This is a genomic window from Actinomycetota bacterium, from assembly GCA_004297305.1.
Lineage (GTDB): Bacteria > Actinomycetota > Actinomycetes > S36-B12 > FW305-bin1 > FW305-bin1.
Genome location: SCTR01000005.1, coordinates 1 through 21,393 on the forward strand (window position 1 = coordinate 1; position 21,393 = coordinate 21,393).

Annotated in this window: 20 protein-coding genes and 1 pseudogene; 4 read left to right on the forward strand and 17 right to left on the reverse strand. The window is 72.5% G+C overall.

The genetic code is table 11. From position 1 onward, the window contains the following. Positions 1-95: 95 nt before the first annotated feature. From lepB to EPO13_01740, 17 genes and pseudogenes are all read right to left on the reverse strand, one after another. On the reverse strand, positions 96-854 hold the full coding sequence (gene lepB / locus EPO13_01660; protein TAK70790.1) for a signal peptidase I: 759 nt from the start codon (positions 852-854) through the stop codon (positions 96-98). A gap of 253 nt (positions 855-1,107) precedes the next feature. Further along, positions 1,108-1,449, reverse strand: coding sequence for a 50S ribosomal protein L19 (locus tag EPO13_01665; GenBank protein TAK70610.1), 342 nt, complete (start codon positions 1,447-1,449; stop codon positions 1,108-1,110). 174 nt (positions 1,450-1,623) lie between these two features. After that, complete coding sequence (gene trmD / locus EPO13_01670; protein TAK70611.1) at positions 1,624-2,340, reverse strand: tRNA (guanosine(37)-N1)-methyltransferase TrmD; 717 nt, start codon at positions 2,338-2,340, stop codon at positions 1,624-1,626. A 1-nt stretch (position 2,341) separates the two neighbouring features. Continuing rightward, positions 2,342-2,860, reverse strand: a complete 519-nt coding sequence (gene rimM, locus EPO13_01675) for a ribosome maturation factor RimM (protein TAK70612.1) — start codon at positions 2,858-2,860, stop codon at positions 2,342-2,344. A 10-nt stretch (positions 2,861-2,870) separates the two neighbouring features. After that, positions 2,871-3,110 carry an RNA-binding protein gene (locus EPO13_01680; GenBank protein ID TAK70613.1) on the reverse strand — a complete coding sequence of 80 codons (240 nt, stop codon included), beginning with the start codon at positions 3,108-3,110 and terminating at the stop codon, positions 2,871-2,873. Position 3,111: 1 nt separating this feature from the next. Continuing rightward, on the reverse strand, positions 3,112-3,663 hold the full coding sequence (locus tag EPO13_01685) for a 30S ribosomal protein S16 (protein TAK70614.1): 552 nt from the start codon (positions 3,661-3,663) through the stop codon (positions 3,112-3,114). 193 nt (positions 3,664-3,856) lie between these two features. Next, positions 3,857-5,470, reverse strand: a complete 1,614-nt coding sequence (locus EPO13_01690; protein ID TAK70615.1) for a signal recognition particle protein — start codon at positions 5,468-5,470, stop codon at positions 3,857-3,859. 42 nt (positions 5,471-5,512) lie between these two features. Then, positions 5,513-7,876: a [protein-PII] uridylyltransferase gene (locus tag EPO13_01695; protein ID TAK70616.1), complete on the reverse strand. Its 2,364-nt coding sequence runs from the start codon at positions 7,874-7,876 to the stop codon at positions 5,513-5,515. Between the two features lie 28 nt (positions 7,877-7,904). Further along, positions 7,905-8,243, reverse strand: coding sequence for a P-II family nitrogen regulator (locus tag EPO13_01700; GenBank protein TAK70617.1), 339 nt, complete (start codon positions 8,241-8,243; stop codon positions 7,905-7,907). Positions 8,244-8,246: 3 nt separating this feature from the next. After that, positions 8,247-9,572 (reverse strand): ammonium transporter, encoded by a 1,326-nt coding sequence (locus tag EPO13_01705; GenBank protein ID TAK70618.1) that lies wholly within the window; start codon positions 9,570-9,572, stop codon positions 8,247-8,249. A 221-nt stretch (positions 9,573-9,793) separates the two neighbouring features. Then, the gene (ftsY, locus tag EPO13_01710; GenBank protein ID TAK70619.1) at positions 9,794-10,987 is read right to left on the reverse strand and encodes a signal recognition particle-docking protein FtsY; all 1,194 of its coding nucleotides are present in this window, start codon (positions 10,985-10,987) and stop codon (positions 9,794-9,796) included. Between the two features lie 94 nt (positions 10,988-11,081). Continuing rightward, positions 11,082-11,501: a hypothetical protein gene (locus EPO13_01715; GenBank protein ID TAK70620.1), complete on the reverse strand. Its 420-nt coding sequence runs from the start codon at positions 11,499-11,501 to the stop codon at positions 11,082-11,084. Further along, the gene (gene smc / locus EPO13_01720; protein ID TAK70791.1) at positions 11,498-15,079 is read right to left on the reverse strand and encodes a chromosome segregation protein SMC; all 3,582 of its coding nucleotides are present in this window, start codon (positions 15,077-15,079) and stop codon (positions 11,498-11,500) included. Before smc ends, EPO13_01715 begins: the two co-directional genes overlap by 4 nt. Before the next feature lie 201 nt (positions 15,080-15,280). Next, complete coding sequence (locus EPO13_01725) at positions 15,281-15,481, reverse strand: hypothetical protein (protein ID TAK70621.1); 201 nt, start codon at positions 15,479-15,481, stop codon at positions 15,281-15,283. Positions 15,482-15,664: 183 nt separating this feature from the next. Further along, the gene (locus tag EPO13_01730; GenBank protein ID TAK70622.1) at positions 15,665-16,729 is read right to left on the reverse strand and encodes an SDR family NAD(P)-dependent oxidoreductase; all 1,065 of its coding nucleotides are present in this window, start codon (positions 16,727-16,729) and stop codon (positions 15,665-15,667) included. After that, positions 16,656-17,708: a TIGR03619 family F420-dependent LLM class oxidoreductase gene (locus EPO13_01735; GenBank protein TAK70623.1), complete on the reverse strand. Its 1,053-nt coding sequence runs from the start codon at positions 17,706-17,708 to the stop codon at positions 16,656-16,658. The genes EPO13_01730 and EPO13_01735 overlap by 74 nt, the downstream gene beginning before the upstream one ends. A gap of 26 nt (positions 17,709-17,734) precedes the next feature. Further along, a pseudogene (locus EPO13_01740) lies at positions 17,735-17,893 on the reverse strand (DNA-formamidopyrimidine glycosylase). 322 nt (positions 17,894-18,215) lie between these two features. On the opposite strand from EPO13_01740, the gene EPO13_01745 reads away from it, so the two are divergent. The 4 genes from EPO13_01745 to EPO13_01760 are packed head-to-tail and all read left to right on the forward strand — an operon-like array spanning position 18,216 to position 21,344. Next, a complete protein-coding gene (locus EPO13_01745) occupies positions 18,216-18,575 on the forward strand; it encodes an ArsR family transcriptional regulator (GenBank protein TAK70624.1) in 360 nt (119 codons plus the stop codon). Beyond that, positions 18,533-20,482 carry a cadmium-translocating P-type ATPase gene (gene cadA / locus EPO13_01750; GenBank protein TAK70625.1) on the forward strand — a complete coding sequence of 650 codons (1,950 nt, stop codon included), beginning with the start codon at positions 18,533-18,535 and terminating at the stop codon, positions 20,480-20,482. The genes EPO13_01745 and cadA overlap by 43 nt, the downstream gene beginning before the upstream one ends. Further along, positions 20,479-21,042 (forward strand): signal peptidase II, encoded by a 564-nt coding sequence (gene lspA / locus EPO13_01755; GenBank protein TAK70626.1) that lies wholly within the window; start codon positions 20,479-20,481, stop codon positions 21,040-21,042. Before cadA ends, lspA begins: the two co-directional genes overlap by 4 nt. Then, entirely contained in the window at positions 21,039-21,344 is a 306-nt protein-coding gene (locus tag EPO13_01760; protein TAK70627.1) for a hypothetical protein, read from the forward strand. The genes lspA and EPO13_01760 overlap by 4 nt, the downstream gene beginning before the upstream one ends. Positions 21,345-21,393: the final 49 nt, after the last annotated feature.

Below are 21,393 nucleotides of genomic sequence, written 5' to 3' on the forward strand. Positions count from 1 at the left end.
GCCGCCCGCCGGCGTGCCGGCCAGGCGACGACCGGGGCGCGGCGTGCCGGCCCGCGGCACGCCGGCCGCGTGCCGGCGGCGCCGCGTGCGACACCTCAGCCGCCCGGGCCGGCGGGACGGGCCGGGGCACCCCCCGCCGAGGCGGTCAGCGCCGGCTGCTCGAAGGTGGCCGGGACTTCCAGCACCTGGGCGTTGGACCACGGCCACACCACGACGAAGGCGCGGCCCAGCACCTGGTCGACGGGCACGAACCCGCCGCCGGGATCGCCCTGGTGGGCTCGCGAATCCGACGACGCCGATCGGTGGTCGCCCATGACCCACAGTTTGCCGGCGGGCACGACGACGTCGAAGCGCTCGACGCTGGGCACGTCGCCGGGATAGAGGTACGACGACTCGTCCAGCGCGACGCCGTTGACGGTGATGCGGCCCTGGGCGTCGCAACACACCACGTGGTCGCCACCGACGCCGATGACGCGCTTGATGAAGTCGCGCTCGTCCGGCGGGGCGAAGCCGACCGCGCGGCCGATCTCCCGGAACAGCGCGGAGATCGGGTTCGACGGCTCCGGCACGATCACCTCGGGGGTGAAGGAGTCGGCGCCGTCGAACACCACCACGTCACCGCGCTGCACCGGCCGCAGGTGGTAGATGAACTTGTTGACGAACACCCGGTCGCCGACCTGCAGGGTGTTCTCCATCGACCCGGACGGGATGTAGAACGCCTGCACGACAAAGGTCTTGACCAGGAACGCCAGCCCGAAGGCGAGGACCAGCAGCAGCGGGAGTTCCAGCCAGAACGGTAACCGCCGGCGGGAATCGGTGGCATCGGTGTCGCTGTCGGCCACGGTGGCGGCGATCCCCCTGCGGTCGTGGGACGTCACCGGCGTGGGACGGTCGTCCGGCGTGGTCGTGGGTCCATCGTGCTGTCAGCCATGGCCAGCGCAGCCTAGCCCGCCACGGTCGTGTTGCCGGCGAGACGCACGAGCATCCTGGGGAACGAGCGACCGTCGTACGGCGTTCCGCCGTACGCCTCGAGCCGCCGGCAGAGCCGTCGACGCCCGAACCGTCGAGGGCCGAACCGTCGACGGCCGAGCCGCTGCCGCGCTGCGGCTACCGCTTCTCCTTGATCTTCGCGGCCTTGCCCCGCAGGTCGCGCAGGTAGTACAGCTTCGCGCGCCGCACGTCGCCGCGGGTGACCAGCTCGATCTTCTCGATGATCGGGGTGTGCAGCGGGAAGGTCCGCTCGACGCCGACGTTGAACGAGACCTTGCGGACGGTGAACGTCTCGCGGACGCCGCCGCCCTGGCGGCGGATCACGACGCCCTGGAACACCTGGATACGGGACCGGCTGCCCTCGACGACCTTCACGTGGACCTTGACGGTGTCACCGGGCCGGAAGGACGGCAGGTCGGCGCGCAGCGAGGCGGCGTCGACGGAGTCGAGCGTGTGCATGAGAACTCCCGACGGACGCCACTGGTCGGCCGTGATCGATGGTGCACGAATCCCGGTGGTCGGCCAGCGGCCGCCCGGCGGCGCCGCGACAACCCGTCGACCCCCCGGTGGCAGGGCCGCCCGGCACGAGCGCCGCGACAGTGTGCCACAGCGGCCGCTGTCGGCGAAAACCTGCTAGGGCCCGTCCGGCTCGGACGCCTCGCCCTGCCGGGCCGCGGTCCGGGCCTGTGCCTGCGCCTGCCGCCACGCCGCGATCCGGCCGTGGTGCCCGGAGACCAGCACGTCAGGCACCGTGAGCCCCCGCCACGACGGCGGCTTGGTGTACACCGGGCCCTCCAGCAGCCCGGCCATCGGTCCGGGGGCGAAGGAGTCGTCGACGGCGCTGGCCGCGTTGCCGAGCACCCCGGGCAGCAGCCGTACGGCGGCTTCGACCACCGCGAGCGCGGCGACCTCGCCGCCGGCCAGCACGTAGTCGCCCAACGAGACCAGGTCGACCCGCAGCCTGTCGGCGTAGTGGTCGACGACCCGCTGGTCGATGCCTTCGTAGCGGCCGCACGCGACGATCAGCCACGGCAGCTCGGCGTACTGCGTGGCGCGAGGCTGGTCGAACCGCCGACCGGTCGGGGTGGGGACGACCAGGACCGGCGTGACTTTCGGCGGGCCGCTTCGCAGCACGTGATCGAGGGCCTCACCCCACGGTTCGGGCCGCATCACCATCCCGGGCCCGCCGCCGTACGGGGTGTCGTCGACGGTGCGGTGCCGGTCGTGGGCGAAGTCGCGCAGGTCGTGTACGGCGACCTCGACGAGGCCGGCCGCCCGGGCCTTGCCGACCAGCGACAACTCCAACGGCCGCAGGTACTCCGGGAAGATCGTGACGATGTCGACGCGCACGTCAGCTCTCGCCGGTCTCGAGCAGCCCGGGCGGGGCGTCGACGGTCACCGTGGCCGCGGCCAGATCCACCACGGGGACCAGCGCCGTCACGAACGGGATGAGCACCTCGCCGCCGCTGTCGCGGTCGACGGCGAGCAGGTCCTGGCCCGGCAGGTGCACCACGGCGGCGACGGTGCCCAGCGGGTCGCCGCTGGCCGTCACCGCGCGGAGCCCGACGAGCTGGTGGTCGTAGTACTCCTCCGGATCGGCCGGACGTTCGGTCGCCTCGACCTCGACTTCGAGCAGCGTGTCCCGCAACGCCTCCGCCGCGCCTCGCGAGCTCACGCCGTCCAGCGTCAGCAGCAGCCGTCCGCTGTGCCACCGCGCCCCGCCCACCGTCAGCGGGCCACGCTCGGGCGGATCGGCGTACAGCACAGCTCCCGCGGTGAACCGCCGATCCGGCTCATCGGTCCGCACCTCGACCGTGACCTCGCCGCCGACCCCATGGGGCCGGCCGATCCGGCCGACGACACGCCGCACGAGTGCCGGCTCAGCGCTCGCTGGAGTCGTAGAAGTCGACCCGCAGGCCCCGGCCGCCCGGCAGCGCGCCGATCACGGAACGCAGCGCGCCCGCGGTCCGGCCGGCCTTGCCGATGACGCGGCCCATGTCCTGCGGGTGCACCCGGACCTCCAGGGATCGGCCACGCCGCTGGTTGCGGTCGCGGACCCGGACGTCGTCGGGATGGTCGACGATCCCCTTGACCAGGTGTTCGAGCGCTTCCTCGATCACCTCAGGCCTCGGACGTGGCGGTCTGCGCTGCTGCGTCGGCGCCCTGACCCGCGTCCGCCGCGGCAGTCGCGTCGCCGGTGGCCTGCGTCGCGGCCGGGGCGGACTCAACCGCGGGCTCAACCGGCGCGGACTCGGCCGCCGACGTGTCGTCCTTCGCCGCGGCCTCCTTGGCCGGTGCGGTGCGCTTCGTAGTGGGAGCGGGGGCCTCCGACGCCGCTGCCGCGGCCGCGGCAGCGAACACCTCGCGCCGGTCGGTGCGGGGCGCCGCGACGCGCAGCGTGCCCTCCGCGCCGGGCAGGCCCTTGAAGCGCTGCCAGTCGCCGGTCACCTTGAGCAGGGCGAGCACCGGCTCGGTCGGCTGAGCGCCGACCGACAGCCAGTACTGCACCCGGGCGGAGTCGATCGAGATGAGGCTCGGCTCTTCCTTCGGGTGGTAGAGGCCGATCTCCTCGATCGCCCGGCCGTCCCGCTTGGTGCGGGAGTCCGCCACGACGACGCGGTACTGCGGGTTGCGCACCTTGCCGAGGCGCTTGAGCTTGATCTTGACAGACACGGGTGGGACGTCTCCTGACGAGTGGGGGTGGGCCTGGCGCGAACGCGTGGGGGTGCGGTGCGCGGCGACCCGAGAGGACTCGGCGAGGACGGGTAGAGGGCCGTCGTACGCCGGATCGACCGACGCATTGTGCCAGACGAGCCGGGTCGATCGACACGCCGAGCCCGGCGGGCCGCGGCGGCGCGGCCGACTGTCAGCCCGCCCCCCCGCCCTTGCCGAGCAGGTCTCGCAACGCCGGCGGCAGCGATACCTGCTCGCCCGCGCCGCCGCCGTTGGCCGGATCGAAGGCCGCCGGATCGAAGCTCGCCGGATCGAAGCCCGCCGGGTCGAACGCGGCTGCTCCCGAGCCCAGCGACGCGGGGGCGGTCCGCTCCTGCTCGGCCCGCCGGGCCGGGTTGCCGCTGCGGCCCTTCTTGGGTTTGACCGGCCGAGTCGCTCGCCCCTTGCTCTTCTTCCCGCCCATCCCGGGGAGCCCCGGCATCCCGGGCATTCCCGGCATGCCTCCCCCGGCGCGCATCTGCCGCATCATCTTCTGCGCCTCGCCGAACCGCTCGACGAGCCGGTTCAGGTCGCTCACCTCGGTCCCCGAGCCCCGCGCGATCCGTTGCCGCCGAGACGCATTCAGCAGTTTGGGGTCGGCGCGTTCGGCCGGCGTCATGGACTGGATGATCGCCGCGACGCGGTCCATCTCGCGCTCGTCCAGCGAGTCCAGCTGCTGCCGCATCTCGCCCATCCCCGGCAGCATCCCGAGCAGTTTGGTCAGCGATCCCATCTTCTTGACCGCCTGCATCTGGCCGAGGAAGTCCTCGAGGGTGAAGTCGTCACCCCGGGCCACCTTGGCCGCCATCTGCTCGGCCTGCTCGGCGTCGAACGCGCGTTCCGCCTGCTCGATCAGCGACAGCACGTCGCCCATGTCGAGGATGCGGGACGCCATCCGGTCGGGGTGGAAGACCTCGAACTCGTCGAGCTTCTCCCCGGTCGAGGCGTACATCACCGGCCGGCCCGTCACGCTGACGATCGACAGTGCGGCACCGCCGCGGGCGTCGCCGTCGAGCTTGGTCAGCACCACCCCGTCGAAGCCGACCTGCTCGCCGAAGGCCTGCGCGGTGACCACGGCGTCCTGGCCGACCATCGCGTCGACGACGAGCAGCACCTCGTCGGGCACGACGGCGTCGCGCACCCGCCGCAGCTGGTCCATGAGGTCGGCGTCGATGGCCAACCGGCCGGCGGTGTCGACCAGTACGACGTCGTACTGCTTGGCCCGCGCCTGCGCGACGCCGTCGCCGGCAACCCGCACCGGATCGCCCACGCCGTTGCCCGGTTCGGGGGCGAACACCGGCACCCCGGCCCGCTCGCCGACCACCCGCAGCTGGTCGACGGCGTTCGGCCGCTGCAGGTCGGCGGCCACCAGCAGCGGGGTATGGCCCTGCTGCCGCAGGTGCGCGGCCAGCTTGCCGGCCAGTGTGGTCTTGCCGGCACCTTGCAGGCCGGCCAGCAGGACGACCGTCGGGGGTGTCTTCGCCAGCCGCAGCCGCCGGGTCTGGCCGCCGAGAACGGCGACGAGTTCCTCGTGGACGATCTTGACGACCTGCTGCGCGGGGTTCAGCGCCGCCGACACCTCGCTGGACAGCGCGCGCTCGCGGATGGTCGCGCAGAAGGTGCGCACGACCGGCAGGGCGACGTCGGCCTCCAGCAGCGCGACCCGGATCTCGCGGACGGTGGCGTCGACGTCGGCCTCGGACAGCCGCCCTCGACCGCGCAGACCCTTGAAGGTCGCGGCGAGACGGTCGGACAGGGTGGCGAACACGGTGCAGCGGCCCCTCGGTCAGGCTCGGGTGGTCCGGTCAGCCTAGACGGGCAGTGCGTCGAGCACGGTCAGCCGGACAGCGGCGGCGTGCTCGTCGGTCAGCGGTTCGCCGTCGGGGCCGACCAGGTAGAAGACGTCCACGACGTCCGCGCCCAGCGTCGCCACGCGGGCCGCGACGATGTCGACCCCGGCGGTGCCGATCGCCCGGCCGACCCGGTGCAGCAGCGCCGGTACGTCGTGCGCCCGGACCTCGATCACCGTGGCCCGCTCGGAGGCGCCCGGTACCACGTCGACGCGCGGCGGCGGCGGCGCGGGGCGGCTGATCGTGGCGTACGCCTCCGCCCGGCGCTGCAGCCGTTCATCGAGGTCGAGGCCCCCGTCCAGCGCCCGCCGGACGTCTTCGCCGAGCAGCGCGGCATCCGGCGGGGCGCCGTACCTGGGCTGCACCCACCAGACCTGCACCGCACGCGATCCGACCGACTCGGTGTGCGCCGCGCGGACGTCCAGCTGGTGCACCGCCAGCACTCCGGCGACGGTGCCCAGCAGGCCGCGTCGGTCCGGCGCGGCGACGGTCACCGTCGTCGCCCGGTCGCCGGGCTCGACCAGCACCTGGACACCGGGCGCCTCGGCCAGCGCCAGCCGGGCCGGCGTCATCGGCGATCCGGCCTCGGCCGGCCGGCCGGCGAGCACCGCGTGGGTCCGGCGTACCAGATCGTCCACGAGCGCCTGCTTCCACTCGCTCCACGCCGCCGGTCCGGTCGCCGCGGCGTCGGACTCGCTCAGCGCGTGCAGCAGGTCGAGCACCTGTGCGGAGCCAACTGCGTCGGCCACCGCGGCGACGGTCGCCGGATCGTCCAGGTCGCGACGGGTCGCGGTGTCCGGCAGCAGCAGGTGGTGGGCGGTCAGCGCGACCAGCACCGCGGAGTCGTCGTCGTCGTACCCGAGGTGGGGTCCGAGCTTGCCGACCAGGTCGATACCGACCTCGGTGTGATCGCCCGGCCGCCCTTTCCCGATGTCGTGCAACAGACTTCCGACGACGAGCAGGTCCGGCCGCGAGACCCGGCGGGTCCGCGTCCCGGCCTCCACGGCGGTCTCCACGAGGTGGCGGTCGACGGTGAAGCGATGGACCGGGTTGTGCTGCGGGGCGGACCGCACGACGTCCCACTCCGGCAGCAACGCGGTGATGATGCCGGCCTGGTCGAGGGCCTCCCAGACGTTGATCGCCGGCCGCCCGGCACCGAGCAGGGACACCAGCGCATCGCGGGCCTCGGCCGGCCACGGCACGGGCATGGCAGCGCCCTGCGCGGCGAGCCGGTCCACGGTATGCGGCGCCAACCGCAGGCCTGCCTGCGCGGCGGCCGCCGCGGCCCGCAGCGCCAGCACCGGGTCACGATCCGGCCGGGCATCCGCGGACAGCACCACCTCGCCGTCGTGCACTACGACGCCCTCGGCCAGCGGCACCCGGTCCGCCTGGCGCCCGCGGCCCCGCCGCCACGGCACCCGTGACGCCGGACGGGCCAACCGGCCCACCCGGTGCCAGGTCAGGTCGCTGGCGTAGACGATCGCCCGCCCGGCCTGCGACACCGCCCGCAGCAGCGTGTCGGCGTCGGCGAAGCCGAGCGCAGCAGCGACGCCAGCCTGTTCCTGCAGCAGGAGCCGGTCCAGCGCGCGGCCGGACGAGCGATGCAACTCGTCGCGGACGTCCAGCAACAGCTGATGGGCCGCCGGGATCGCGGCCCGGGGGGGATCGGTGACCCAGGACGCGGCGACCGCGCGCAGGATGCCGACGTCGCGCAGGCCGCCGAAGGACTCCTTGAGGTCCGGCTCGAGCAGGTGGGCCAGCTCGCCGTGACGGTCGATCCGCTCGTCGACCCCGCGCCGCAACGTCGCGAGCCGGCTGAACGCCATGCTGCGCCAGTCCGCCAGCACCGTCGCCTTGACCTGATCGGCCAGCGCCTGGTCGCCGGCCACCAGCCGGGCGTCGAGGATGCCCTGCAGCACCCGGGTGTCCTGGGCGGCCAGCCGACGGGCTTCGGCCGGGGTACGAACGCTGTGGTCCAGCGCGATCCTGCCGTCCCAGATCGGATACCAGATCCGGTCCGCCAGAGCCGCTATCGAGTCCTCGCCCCGGTGCAGCAGCAGCAGGTCGAGGTCGCTACCCGGTGCCAGTTCGCCCCGGCCGTAGCCACCGACGGCGACCAGGGCCAGGCGGGCCGGGTCGGCGCCGGCCAGGTCGAACAGTCGCGAGACCCAGGCGTCGGTCGCGTCGGTGAGGTCGCGACGACGCCCCGGGCCGGATGGCCCGGGGCGTCCGAGGATCTCGAGTCGGGCGGCGGTGTAGGCCGCCGTCGCCGTCACGGCGTCGGCGGCCTGCACCGTGGGCGACGACCTGTCGTCGGCCCGCATCGAGTTCCTCCTGTCGGAAACCGTGCTCCTAGAGGGCGTCCGCGCCGCGTTCGCCGGTACGGACCCGGACGACGGTCTCGATGGGAGCGACCCACACCTTCCCGTCGCCGATCCGGCCGGTCTGCGCCGCCTTCACGATGACGTCGAGGACTGCCTCGGCGTCATCGTCGTCGACCAGGACCTCGATCCGCACCTTCGGGACCAGGTCGACGGTGTACTCCGCCCCCCGGTACACCTCGGTGTGCCCCCGCTGCCGGCCGTAGCCGCTGGCCTCGGACACGGTGAGCCCGTGGATTCCGTACGCCTCGAGGGCTGCCTTGACGTCTTCGAGCTTGAACGGCTTGATAACCGCGGTCACCAGCTTCATGCCCTACACCTCCACGCTCTCTCGGTGACCGATGGTCCCACCGGTGACACCGGTGAAGTCGTACGCGCCCTCCGCGTGCTCCACCAGGTCGATGCCGTTGACCTCGTCCTCCTCGGACACCCGGAAGCCGAGCGTCTTGTGCAGGATGAAGCCGATGATCAAGGTGGCGATGAACGAGTACGCCAGGACCGAGATGACACCGATGAACTGGTGGTAGAGCAGCTCCCAGCCACCGCCCTCGCCGCCGCCGTAGAAGACGCCGTCAAAGCCCAAGGAGTTGACCTGCGTCGTGGCGAAAAAGCCGATGAACAGGCTGCCGATGATGCCGCCGACCAAGTGAACGCCAACGACATCGAGGGAGTCGTCGTATCCGATCTTGTACTTCAGGCTCACGGCGAGCGCGCAGATCGCGCCGGCCAGAACACCGAGGACCACCGCCGCCCACGGGGCGACGAAGGCGCAGGCCGGCGTGATCGCGACCAAGCCGGCGACGGCGCCGGACGCGGCGCCCAGGCTCGTCGGATGCCCATCGCGGATCTTTTCCACGAGCAACCAGCCCATGACTGCCGCTGCCGTACAGACCTGCGTGTTGAGCAGGGCAACGGCAGCTGTGTCCGTGGCACCGAGCGCTGAGCCGGCGTTGAAGCCGAACCAGCCGAACCACAGCAAGCCAGAACCCAGCAGTACGAGCGTCAGGTTGTGCGGCTTCATCGGGGTACGCGGCCAGCCCACACGACGACCGAGAACGATCGCCAACGCGAGGCCGGCAGCACCGGCGTTGATGTGGACCGCTGTGCCGCCGGCGAAGTCGAGGACGCCGAGATCGGCCAACCAACCCTTGCCGGTGGGGTCCCCGTCGTCGACCACCGTGCCGAAGTCGAACACCCAGTGAGCCACTGGGAAGTAGACGATCGACACCCACAGGGCCACGAAGATGCCCCAGGTCAGGAACTTCGCACGGTCGGCGATCGCTCCGGAGATCAACGCCGGAGTGATGATCGCGAACATGAGCTGGAAAGCGGCGAACGCCAGCTCCGGGATGGGGTACTGGCCGCCGTTGTTCACGAACTGGCCGGACGCGGCTCCCAGATGTGACAGCTCGAAGGCGCCGTAGAACTTGCTACCCGAGTCCCCGAAGGCGAGCGAGTACCCGTAGATCACCCACAGCACGCTGACGATGCCGATCGTGACGAACGACATCATCATCATGTTGAGGACGCTCTTCGAGCGGGTCATGCCGCCGTAGAAGAACGCGAGTCCAGGCGTCATTAGCAGCACCAGCGCGGCGCTTGCCAGAACCCAGGCTGTGTCGCCCGAGTTGAGTTCCATCCGACCCTCCTCCACCGGGAGTGCACACACTTGCGGGGGTCGTCGTTGACCCTCTGTTGGGCACAGAGGGTGGAGCGGACGTGTTGCCGGCGAGTCCGCCTCGTGTTACGGGAGTGTGACGATCGGGTCGGCTGCGTTACGTCCGGATGAACGCCGCTGCTGCGTGACGGTGAGATCCGGCGGACGCCGTACCTCAGTCGGCGATCACTGGCCGACGATCGTCAGTCGACGATCGCCTCGACGAAGGCAACCGGGTCGAACGGCGCGAGGTCGTCGGGACCCTCGCCGAGTCCGACGAGCTTGACCGGGACGCCGAGCTCCCGCTGGACCGCGACCACGATCCCGCCCTTGGCGGTGCCGTCCAGCTTGGTCAGCACCACGCCGGTGACGTCGACCACCTCGGCGAACACCCGGGCCTGCACCAGGCCGTTCTGGCCCGTGGTGGCGTCGAGCACCAGCAGGACCTCGTCGACCGGGCCGTGCCGTTCCACGACCCGCTTCACCTTGCCGAGCTCGTCCATCAGGCCGACCTTGGTGTGCAACCGGCCCGCGGTGTCGACCAGGACCGCGTCGGCTTCCTGCTCGGTGCCGGTCCGGACCGCGTCGAACGCCACCGCGGCCGGGTCGCCGCCCTCGGGTCCCCGGATCACGGTCGCGCCGACCCGGTCTCCCCAGGTCTGCAACTGATCGGCGGCCGCGGCGCGGAAGGTGTCAGCCGCGGCCAGGACCACCTGCCGGCCGTCGGCGACCAGCACCCGCGCCAACTTGCCAGTCGTGGTGGTCTTGCCGGTGCCGTTGACCCCGACGACGAGCACGACCGCGGGCCGGCCGTCATGCCGGGCCGACAGCAGCGACCGGTCGGTGTCCGGTCCGACCAGCGCGAGCAGCTCGTCGCGCAGCAACCGCTGCAGCGTCGCGGCATCCCGTACGCCGTCGACCCGCACCCGGGTCCGCAGCGCGGCGACCAGCTCGGCGGTCGGCGCGACGCCGAGGTCGGCGGCCAGCAGCGTCTCTTCGACCTCGTCCCAGGTCGCGTCATCCAGCACGTCGCGCGACAGCAGCGCGAGCAGGCCCTTGCCGACCGCGGAGTTGGATCGGGCGAGCCGGGCCCGGAGCCGGGCGAGCCGGCCGGCAGTCGGGGCCGGGACCTCGAGTCCTGGCTCGGCCACCAGCGCGGGGTCGGCGGCGGCACCGGCCGGCGCGGGCTCGAGCAGGTCGACCTGATCGATGCCCCGGCGGGGCGTGTCCCGCGGGACGGACGCGTCGTCCCCGACGCCCGGCGTGTAGTCGATGCCGGGCCGGGGCGGTGGCGACGCCCGGCGCCGCCGGCCCGGGACGACGTACGCGAGGCCCACGACCACGGCCACCACGACGACGGCGAGAGCAACGACCAGGAACAAAGCGAGGGAGTCCACGGGGGGTCATCCTCCCCCACGGCTGCCGGCCCGGCGCACAGCGAAACCGATCAGGCCGACGTCGACGAGGCGCAGGCCGGCTGGGCGGAACCGATCAGGCGGAGCTGCGGGCAGCTCGCCGCTCGACCAGGACGTCGGTCGCCAGCGTGAGCAGGCCGACGACGATCCAGACGACGAAGGACAGCTGGCCGTTCAGCAGGGCCGCCCACGGCAACGGCAGGGCGAGTCCCAGCAGCAAGGCTGCCAGCGGCACCCGCCAGCCGGGACGGCCTCGGGCGTACTGCGCCGACCACGAGCCGATCGCGGCGCCGACCGCGGTGCCGATCCAGTAGCCGACCACCGCGCCCCCCAGATCGGTCAGGCTGCCGTCGGCCGAGGAAGTGACCGCCACGCCGAGCAGGATGCCGGCGAGGCTCGCGACCATGCTCAGCACAGCGGTCAGGACCACCAGCAGGACCCGTCCGGCAGGTAGCCCCATCGGGGGGCGCAGCTGCGCTCCCGGCGGCAGACTCACACCGCCTCCCGTTCCCGCAGCCGCTGACTGATCACCTGGGTGACTCCGTCTCCTCGCATGGACACGCCGTACAGCGCGTCGGCGATCTCCATGGTGCGCTTCTGGTGCGTGACGACGAGCAGCTGACTGGTGGACCGCAGCTCGTCGATGACCTCGATCAGCCGGCCGAGGTTCACGTCGTCCAGCGCGGCCTCGACCTCGTCCAGCACGTAGAACGGGCTGGGCCGGGCCTTGAACAACGCGACCAGGAACGCGACGGCGGTCAAGGACCGCTCACCGCCGGACAGCAGCGACAGCCGCTTGACCTTCTTGCCCGGAGGGCGGGCCTCGACCTCGACGCCGGTGGTCAGCAGGTCGTCCGGCTCCGTGAGCACCAGCCGGCCCTCGCCACCGGGGAACAGCCGCGCGAACACCCCTTCGAATGCCGCGGCGGTGTCCCGGAACGCCTCGGCGAACACCTGCTGCACCCGCTGGTCGACGTCACGGACGATCCCGAGCAGGTCGGCGCGGGACCGCTTCAGATCGTCCAGCTGCTCGGTGAGGAAGGCCAGCCGCTCCTCCAGCGAGGCGTACTCCTCCAGTGCCAGCGGGTTGACCTTGCCCAGCGACGTCAGGGCCCGCTCGGCCGCCCGCAGCCGCTTCTCCTGCTCGGCGCGGACGTACGGCGTCCCCGTGGGCTCGGCCGCGTCCGCCGGCGGTTCGTCGCCGGGCGCCACGGCCGGCGGCGGGACCAGCTGGTCGGGGCCGTACTCGGCGACCAGCACATCCGCGGCCACCCCGAGCTCCTCGATCGCCCTGGTCTGCAGGGCCTCGATCCGCAGCCGCTGCTCGGCGCGGGCGACCTCGTCGCGGTGCACCGAGTCGGTGAGGGCCTCCAGCTCGGTGGTCAGCTCCCGCACCCGGGCCCGCAGCCCGTGCAGTTCCTGCTCCAGCGCGGTCCGTTCGGCCGCGGTGCGGTCCCGCTCGACGGTCGCCAGCGCCAGCGAGGCGTCCAGATGGGCGATGCCGACGCGTACCCCGCGCAGCACCGCCGCGGCGACCGTCGCCTCCCGCTGGCGGCGCAGTCGCCGCTGTTCGGCCGCTCGGCGAGCGGCCCGTTCCTGCGCGGCGGCGTGCTCGAGCTGTTCGGCCCGCCCGGTCAGCGCGCGTACCCGCTCCTCACCCGTGCGCACCGCCAGCCGCGCTTCGACCTCCCGCTGCCGCGCGGCGCTGGCGGCGACCGCCAGCCGGTCCCGCTCGTCCGGCGACGGCTCGGTGACCGGCCCCGCCGTACTGGCGGCGTCGAGCCGGGCGGCGAGCTCGGCGACCGTGCGCTCGTCAGCCAGCCGCGCCGACGCCGCGGCCTCCCGGGCGGTGGTGAGCCGTTCGGCCTCCGCCGCGGCCGCTCGCGCCGCCGAGCCCAGCTGACCCAGCTGGTCGGCGACCGCGGCCATCCGGGCGTCGGACTCGTGCAGCCGGGCCAGCGACGCCTCCACCCGGGCGGTCGCCGCCGTACGCCGATCTGTCGCGGCAGCCAGCTCGAACCGGGTCCGCTCCACCTCGTGGCCGACGGCGACCAGCTGCTGGGCGGCCTCGTCCACGGCGGCCTGCACCTCCAGCAGACTCGGCGCGCTGGCCGAACCCCCGGTGACCACGGCGCCGGCCACGACGTCGCCGGCGCGGGTGACCACGACCAGGTCCGGCTCGCGACGGTGCAGCGTCAGCGCAGCCGGGATGTCGTCGACGACCACGACGGCGGCCAGCCGGGCGGCGAGCGCGGGGCGTACGGCGTCGGCCACGGTGACCAGGTCGGCCAGCGGCCGACCGCCCGGCGCCAGGTCGGCCGACGACGCGGGTCTGCCCTGTCCGGTCGAGGCGGGCGCGTCGGCCAGCAGCAACGCGACCCTGCCGCCGTCGTCCTCGCGCAGCATATCCAGCGCCGCGGACGCACTGGCGTCGTCGGCGACCGCGACGGCGTCCGCCAGCGGACCGAGCGCGGCTGCCAGTGCGGTCTCGTAGCCCGGTTCCACGGTGATCAGGCCGGCGACGGCGCCCAGGATGCCCGCCAGCCGGGAGCCGGCCGCCAGGACCGCGGCACCGCCGTCACCGCGGACCAGCCCGAGCTCGAGCGCCTCCACGCGGGCGGCCGCCGCGGCACGCTCCCGTTCGGCGACGGCTTCCTGACCACGCAGCCGCTCGACGTCGGCGTCCGCGGCCGCCAGCGCGGCCAGCGCGTCCTCGTGCTCGTGGTCCAGTCCGAGCTCGCCCTCGTCCAGTCCGGCGACACGCGTCTCCAGCGCCTGGAAGTCCCCGGCGGCGGCGTCGGCGCGCGCCCGGGCGTCGTCGGCCCCCGCGGTGAGCCGGTCGACCTCGGCGGCTCGCGCCTCGGCCCGTGACCTGGCCGCGGCGACCTGCCCGGCCAACCGGGCGAGGCCCTCCCGGCGGTCCGCCGCGGCCCGCACCGCGGTGACCAGGTCGCGTTCCGCCGTCGCCAGGGCCTCCTCGGCGGCGGTCCGGGCGGTCGACGCCGCGGCCAGCGCGTCGCGGTCGCCCTCGACCTGCCGGCCGAGCTCGAACTCCTCGGCCCGCAGCGACCGGGCCTGCGCCTCCAGCTCCTCCGGCGGCGGCCCGGGTCGCTCCTCGACGCGGTCGGTCCCGACGTGCCGCACCCGCTCGGTGGCCACGGACTGCGTGCCGCGGAACCGTTCGGCCAGGCTGGACAACCGGAACCAGGTGTCCTGCGCCGCACTGACCTGTGGCACCAGCGCAGCCAATGCCGCCTCGGCTGCGGCTTCGCGGGACGACGCGCTCGCCAGCTCCCCCTCGACCCGGCCGCGCCGCTCGCGCAGCGCGGTCTCGTCGGCGATCTCCTGGGCCAGCGAGCCCTGCAGGCTCACCACGTCGTCGGCCAGCAGCCGCAGTCGCGCGTCGCGCAGGTCCGCCTGGATCGCCGAGGCGCGTCGCGCCACCTCCGCCTGCCGCCCCAGTGGCTTGAGCTGCCGGCGCAGCTCGCCGGTCAGGTCCTGCAGCCGGGTGAGGTTGGCGTCCATCGCCTCCAGCTTGCGCAGCGCGCGTTCCTTGCGCTTGCGGTGCTTGAGGACCCCGGCGGCTTCCTCGATGAACCCCCGCCGGTCCTCCGGCGACGCGTGCAGCACGGTGTCGAGCTGGCCCTGCCCGACGATGACGTGCATCTCCCGGCCGATGCCGGAGTCCGACAGCAGCTCCTGGACGTCCAGCAGCCGCGCGGGCGCGCCGTTGATCTGGTAGTCCGAGCCGCCGTTGCGGAACATCGTGCGGGTGATGGTCACCTCGGCGTACTCGATGGGCAACGCGCCGTCGGTGTTGTCGATGGTGAGCGAGACCTCGGCGCGGCCCAGCGGCGCCCGGCCGGCGGTGCCCGCGAAGATGACGTCTTCCATCTTGCCGCCACGCAAGCTCTTGGCGCCCTGCTCACCCATCACCCAGGCGAGCGCATCGACCACATTGGACTTGCCCGACCCGTTGGGCCCCACGACACAGGTCACACCCGGCTCGAACGACAGCGTGGTGGCAGCTGCGAACGACTTGAACCCCTTGAGGGTCAAGGACTTCAGGTGCAACGCCGGGTCCTCCTCGCCGGGTCCTGTCCGCCGGGCCGGTACCGCCGGCCACCGCATCGGCAGGCAACGGGACCGGCCTGTCTGGCCGGCGACGCGCGAGGCCGGGCGGTCAATCTACCGTCCGGCTACAGCGGAAAGGGGACGCCGCGGCGTCCCCTTTCACACGAGCGTCTGCGGCGGTTCGCCGGGACACCGATCACCTCAGGCGAGTGCGGGCTCCGGGGCCGGCAGCGTCAGCAGGTCGGTGTCCAGCGAGTCCAGGCCGATAGCCGGCAGCTCGGTGGCTGCGCGCAGCCGGCTCAACTCCGCTTCCAGTTCGCCTACGCGGGCCCGAAGCCGGGAGACCTCCGACAGGAGCCGGGCATCCGGACCGCCCAGGTGGCCGTACAGGGCCTTGGCCATGCGATGTTCCTCCGGGCAGGATCTGCCTGATGTGGTGGCGACCGCAGCGCGGATGTCGCCGCCGTACGTGATGGAAAAGTGGGTTCGCCTGTTACCGAGGCGTCACAGTCAGGGTGGCAGCGCCGCGCCGTCCAGTCAAGGCGGCCACAGGCCGCCAGCGGCGCCTGGTCGTCCCCGGGCGCGTCACCCGGCCGTGTCCGGCCGCAGCCCCCGGGCCACGGCCTCGATCTCGTCCACGGCTGCAGCGGGCAGCAGACCGATCGGGTCGGCGCTGCTGATCGCGTCGATGTGCGCGGCGATGTCGTCGGCGCTGGCGATGTCGCTGCCGGGACTGCTCCAGCCCGCGGCCACCCCGAAGACCACGCGCGCGTAACGCCCTCCGACAGCGGAGAAATGCTGCCCGGTCACCGCGCACTGCGGGCTGCTGAGGTAGGTCACCAGGCCGGCGGACCGCTCCGGTTCGAGCCGCTGGGCGATGCCGTCGAACGCCGCACGGACCCGCGGGTCGGCGTAGAACCCCGGAATCGGGTTCGTCTCGCTGATCTTCGTGGCTGCGGCCGGAAGGACCGTGTTCACCCGAATCCCGTACGGCGCCCCCTCCAGCGCCAGCGTCTGCGTGACACCGAACATGGCGGCCTTGGCCGCCGAGTAGTTCACGATGCCCGGAATGCCGAACGCGGAGTTCGACCCGATGTTGACGATCCGCCCGTACCCGGCCTCCTGCATCGCCTGGTACGCCGGCTGACTGACGTAGAGCGTGCCGAGCAGGTGGACGTCGATGACCTGGCGGATCCGCGCCAGGTCCAGTTCGCCGAACATCCCGGGACGGGTGATCCCGGCGTTGTTCACCAGGACCGCGAGCTGACCGAGGTCGCGGGCCGCCGCCACGATCCGCCGGGCACCGTCGGGGTCGGCGATGTCGTGCTCGGCGGCCACCGCCGAGCCGCCGGCCCGCTGGATCTCGGCCACCACCTCATCGGCGCCTGCCCCGGGCAGGTCGTTGACCACGACGGCGGCGCCATGGCGGGCCAGGTCCAGGGCGAACGCCCGGCCGAGGCCGCGGCCGGCCCCGGTGACCACCGCCACCTGCCCGGACAGCGAGCTGCCGCTCACCGCGTCGCCCGCTGCGTCGTGACCCGGCACGCGGCCGGCCGCGTCCGCCCCTCGACGTCGCTCATCCGGCGACCGGTGCGGCCGTGGCGGCGGGCACCTCGACCTGCGAGACGAAGCGCTGCACCTGGTCGACATACAGCTGCGCGTCGTGGCGCAGCAACGGCGAGAAGAAGATCTCGGTGACGCCGGCCTCGGCGTACGCCGCCAGCCGCTCACCGAGCTGGTCGGCGCTGCCGACCAGGTGTGCGGCCGGCGCCGTGGCCAGCACCTGCTCGTCGTTCGGGGTGCCGGTCAGGTGGAAGAAGCAGCGCAGACCCAGTCGCACCTGGCCCGGGTCGCGGCCGATCTGCTCGCAGGCACGGTCCAGCCGGGCGCGGGCGTCGGCGGCGCCGGCGACGTCCAGGCTGACCGCCTGCCAGACGTCGGCGACCCGAGCGGCCCGGCGTACGGCGGCGGGCGAATTCCCTCCGACGTGCAGCGGCGGTCCCGGTCGCTGCACGGGCTTGGGCTCGAAGATCACGTCGGAGATCGAGTAGTGCGTGCCGGAGAACTGCGGGCGCCGATCACGGAACAACGTGTCGATGACCTGCAGGTACTCGTCCAGGACCGCGCCCCGGTTGGCGAAGTCCGCACCCAGGGCGGCGAACTCCTCAGCGCACCACCCGGCCCCGACCCCCAGTTCGGCGCGGCCGCCGGACAACACGTCCAGCGTCGAGAGCACCTTGGCCACGATGACCGGATTGCGTTGCGGGAGTACCAGCACACCCACGCCGAGCCGAACCCGCGGCGCGATGGCCGCAAGCCACGCCAGCGTGGTCAGTGAGTCAAGGCAGCCGCGGTCCCCGTCGTTGTCGAAGGCGCCGTTGCTGGCGTAGGGGTAGGTCTCCTTGTCCAGCGTCGCGGGGAACAGCACGTGGTCGGAAACCCACACGCTGCGCAGGCCCGCGTCGTCGGCGAATCGGGCCAACCGCTCCAGCGTGGGCGGCTGGCCGGCCGGTCCGACGAAAGTCAACGCGAGGCTGCGATGCACGACATCTCCTCTGTGAGAACCGATCGGCGCGGCAGCAACCCCGGCGGCGCAGGAACTCGACGGAACGAATTCGGCCTGCTGCATGCAAACCCCGGCATGCTAGCCCCGGGCTACGGCCGCGCCTGGCGTGGGACCCGTTGGCAGGCCGGACATCGGTACGACGAGCGGTTGGTGAACGCCTCGCGGACTATCGGGCGGCCACACCGGGCGCAGGGCCGACCCGCCCGGCCGTAGGCCTGCAGCGACCGGTCGAAGTAGCCCAACTTCCCACGTTAGATACATTGAAAAACTGGGAACCTCAGAAGAGGGTATTTTCGCTGGTCAGGACACATTTAACGCGAGGACACAGCGCCTTCGACGCCCATTCGCTACATACAAGAATACGGCATCCTAATTTCACCCTGACAGTAACGCTGTCGAAGTGAGCATCGCGACTGCGCGGCCCTGCAAACCGGAGGGCCCGCCATCGAAGATGGGCGGCTTGCGCGGGCATCTGCATCCGAGGGTCCATTGGTGTCGCCACCGTGGCGGTATGTGGGTGTTCGTGGCCAGCCGTTGTCAATTGTTCACTAATCACTGTATGATCAGTGCATGCTGACCATTGCTTCTCGCCTCGACGTCATGAACCGGCTCGGCCGGGCCATGGCGGATCCGACGCGCTCCCGGATCCTGATGACCCTGCTCGACGGACCGAGCTACCCGGCCGTGCTCTCGCGAACGCTGGAGCTGACCCGCTCGAACGTCTCGAACCACCTGACCTGCCTGCGCGACTGCGGCATTGTCGTCGCTGAGCCGGAAGGCAGGCAGACGCGCTACGAAATCGCCGACCCGCATCTCGCGGCGGCACTGACCGCGCTGGTCGACGTGACCCTCGCGGTCGACGTGCACGCGCCCTGCCTCGACGCCGAGTGCACGGTGCCGGGCTGCTGCAGGACTGGAGCGGGCGAGTGAGCGCGGCGTGCGGCTGCGAGCACGAGCCGGAGACCGCGACGGGTGAGGAGTCAGAGGGGGCGGAGCGTCCCTGGTGGCGGGACCGAGGGATCATGGTCCCGGTCTTCTCCGGTGTCGCGTTCCTCACTGGCCTGGTCCTGGAGTGGTCCGGGCTGGAGCGCCCGGCGCTGGTGGCGTTCTGGATCGGCCTGCTGCTGGGCGCATCGACGTTCACACCGGGCGCGATCCGCAAGCTCTTCAAGGGCAAGCTGAGCATCAGCCTGCTGATGACGATCAGCGCGATCGGCGCGGTGATCCTCGGCTACGTGGAGGAGGCCGCGGCGCTGGCGTTCCTGTACTCGATCGCCGAGGCTCTGGAGGACAAGGCGATGGACCGCGCCCGCGGCGGGCTCCGGGCACTGCTCAAGCTCGTCCCCGAGACCGCCACCATCCGCCGCGACGGCTCGTCGGTCGAAGTCGCCGCGAAGGACCTCCAGGCGGGTCAGCTGATGCTGGTGCGGCCGGGCGAGCGGATCGCGACCGACGGCATCGTCCGCACCGGTCGCTCCAGCCTGGACACCTCCGCGATCACCGGGGAGTCGATCCCGGTCGAGGTCGAGCCCGGCGACGCCGTCTCCGCGGGTGCCATCAACACCGCCGGAGCGCTGGAGGTCGAGACGACCGCGGCGGGCACCGACAACTCGCTGACCACGATCGTCGAGCTCGTGGAGCAGGCGCAGGCCGAGAAGGGCGACCGCGCCCGCCTCGCCGACCGCATCGCCCGGCCGCTGGTGCCCGGTGTGCTGATCCTCGCCGTCCTGGTCGCGGTGATCGGGTCGCTGTTCGGCGACCCGGAGCTGTGGATCACCCGCGCCCTCGTGGTGCTGGTCGCGGCATCGCCGTGCGCGCTGGCGATCTCGGTGCCGCTGACCGTGGTCGCCGCGATCGGGTCGGCGAGCAAGTTCGGCGTGATCATCAAGTCCGGGGCCGTGTTCGAACGGTTCGGCGTGATCCGCCACGTCGCCGTCGACAAGACCGGAACCCTCACCCGCAACGAGCCCGCCGTCACAGCCGTGCTCACCGCCGACGGCATCTCGCAGGCGCAGGCGCTGGCGTGGGCGGCCGCGCTGGAGCAGCACAGCACCCACCCCCTCGCGGCCGCGATCACCGCTGCGGCCCCCGGGGCCCCCGCTGCCGAGGGCGTGTCCGAGCAGGCGGGTCACGGTATCGAGGGCAAGCTCGACGGGGCGCGGATCACGGTCGGCAGCCCGCGCTGGCTCGACGCCGGGACGCTCGGCGACCGGGTCGCGGGCCTGGAGGAGCAGGGCATGACGGTCGTCATCGTGCACCGCGACGGGGTCACGGTCGCCGCGATCGGCGTCCGCGACGAGCTGCGCCCCGAAGTCCCCGAAGTGGTCCGCACCCTCGCGGCACAGGGCGTCGGGATAACGATGCTCACCGGTGACAACGCCCGCACCGCACGTGCCCTGGCCGCGCAGGCCGGGATCGAGGACGTGCGCGCCGAGCTGCGCCCCGAGGACAAGGCCGCCGCCATCGCCGAGCTCGGCCAGCACGGGTCGGTGGCGATGATCGGCGACGGCATCAACGACGCCCCTGCGCTGGCCGCCGCAGACATCGGCATCGCGATGGGCGCGACCGGATCCGACGCCGCGATCGAGTCCGCAGACGTCGCCTTCACCGGCCACGACCTGCGCCTGCTCCCGCGCGCATTCGACCACGCCCGTCGCGGACGCCACATCATCAACCAGAACATCATCCTGTCGCTGCTCATCATCACCGCCCTCCTCCCGCTCGCCCTCTTCGGCATCCTGGGACTCGCAGCCGTGGTGCTCGTGCACGAGATCGCCGAGGTCGTCGTGATCCTCAACGGCCTGCGGGCCGCCCGGACTCAGAAGAGCGCCGCATGACCGTGCAGGACGCCGTCGTCGAGGGGACGAGCACGAAGAAGCACAGTCCATCGACGGGGCGCAGGCGTGCGCTGGGCCTCGCGCTCGTCGTGGCCGTGCTCGCCCTGGCCGTGGACCAGGGGTCAAAGGCCCTCGCCGTGGCGCAGTTGACTTCGGGTGAGCGGGTCCCGCTGGTCGGTGACCTGTTCGGGCTATCGCTGGTTTACAACCCCGGGGCCGCGTTCTCGCTCGGCTCCGGGGCCACATGGATCTTCACCCTCGTCGGCCTGCTCGCCGCGATCGCGGTGGTCACGTTCGCCGTGCGGCTGCGCGGGGCGAGGTGGGGCGTCGCGCTGGGCCTGGTCCTCGGCGGCACGGTCGGCAACCTCGTCGACCGGCTCGTGAACCCGCCCTCGTTCGGGCAAGGGCATGTCACCGACTTCCTCGCCTACGGGAACCTGTTCGTCGGGAACGTCGCCGATGTCTTCGTCGTCGCCGGCGTCGGGCTGGTCTGCGTGAACCTTGTCCTGCCGATTCCTCTGACGACAGGCGATAGTGAAGGAATGGAGCCCGCTTCATGAAGGTAGAACTGCTGCACATTGTCGACTGCCCGAACACGGCCATCGCCGAAGAACACGCGCGCTCCGCGCTGGACTCGCTGGGACTCACGGACGTGCCCGTCGAGCTGGTGACGATCCGCACAGAGGCCGAAGCGGCCAGAACCCGGTTCGGAGGCTCGCCCACGATCCTCGTCGACGGCGTCGACCTGTTCCCGATGACCCCGGTTCGCTCGCTGGCGTGCCGGGTCTACGCGACGGGAAGTGGGTTCGCCGGAGCCCCGACCGTCCAGCAGTTGCGCACAGCGATCAACGAGATCACGTAGGGCGTCAGCGGTGCGACAATCAAGCACGTTCGTTGAAGAACGTACGGCC

Bases quoted from the DNA above. Each gene is read 5' to 3' on its own strand.
- EPO13_01665 (TAK70610.1), bottom strand. From the start codon at position 1,449: ATGCACACGCTCGACTCCGTCGACGCCGCCTCGCTGCGCGCCGACCTG.
- EPO13_01695 (TAK70616.1), bottom strand. From the start codon at position 7,876: ATGCGGGCCGACGACAGGTCGTCGCCCACGGTGCAGGCCGCCGACGCC.
- EPO13_01700 (TAK70617.1), bottom strand. From the start codon at position 8,243: ATGAAGCTGGTGACCGCGGTTATCAAGCCGTTCAAGCTCGAAGACGTC.
- EPO13_01705 (TAK70618.1), bottom strand. From the start codon at position 9,572: ATGGAACTCAACTCGGGCGACACAGCCTGGGTTCTGGCAAGCGCCGCG.
- EPO13_01725 (TAK70621.1), bottom strand. From the start codon at position 15,481: ATGGCCAAGGCCCTGTACGGCCACCTGGGCGGTCCGGATGCCCGGCTC.
- EPO13_01730 (TAK70622.1), bottom strand. From the start codon at position 16,729: ATGTCGACCAGGTGCAGCGCTTCGTCTCGCAGGTCGAGGTGCCCGCCG.
- EPO13_01735 (TAK70623.1), bottom strand. From the start codon at position 17,708: ATGCAGCAGGCCGAATTCGTTCCGTCGAGTTCCTGCGCCGCCGGGGTT.
- EPO13_01745 (TAK70624.1), top strand. From the start codon at position 18,216: ATGCTGACCATTGCTTCTCGCCTCGACGTCATGAACCGGCTCGGCCGG.
- lspA (TAK70626.1), top strand. From the start codon at position 20,479: ATGACCGTGCAGGACGCCGTCGTCGAGGGGACGAGCACGAAGAAGCAC.
- EPO13_01760 (TAK70627.1), top strand. From the start codon at position 21,039: ATGAAGGTAGAACTGCTGCACATTGTCGACTGCCCGAACACGGCCATC.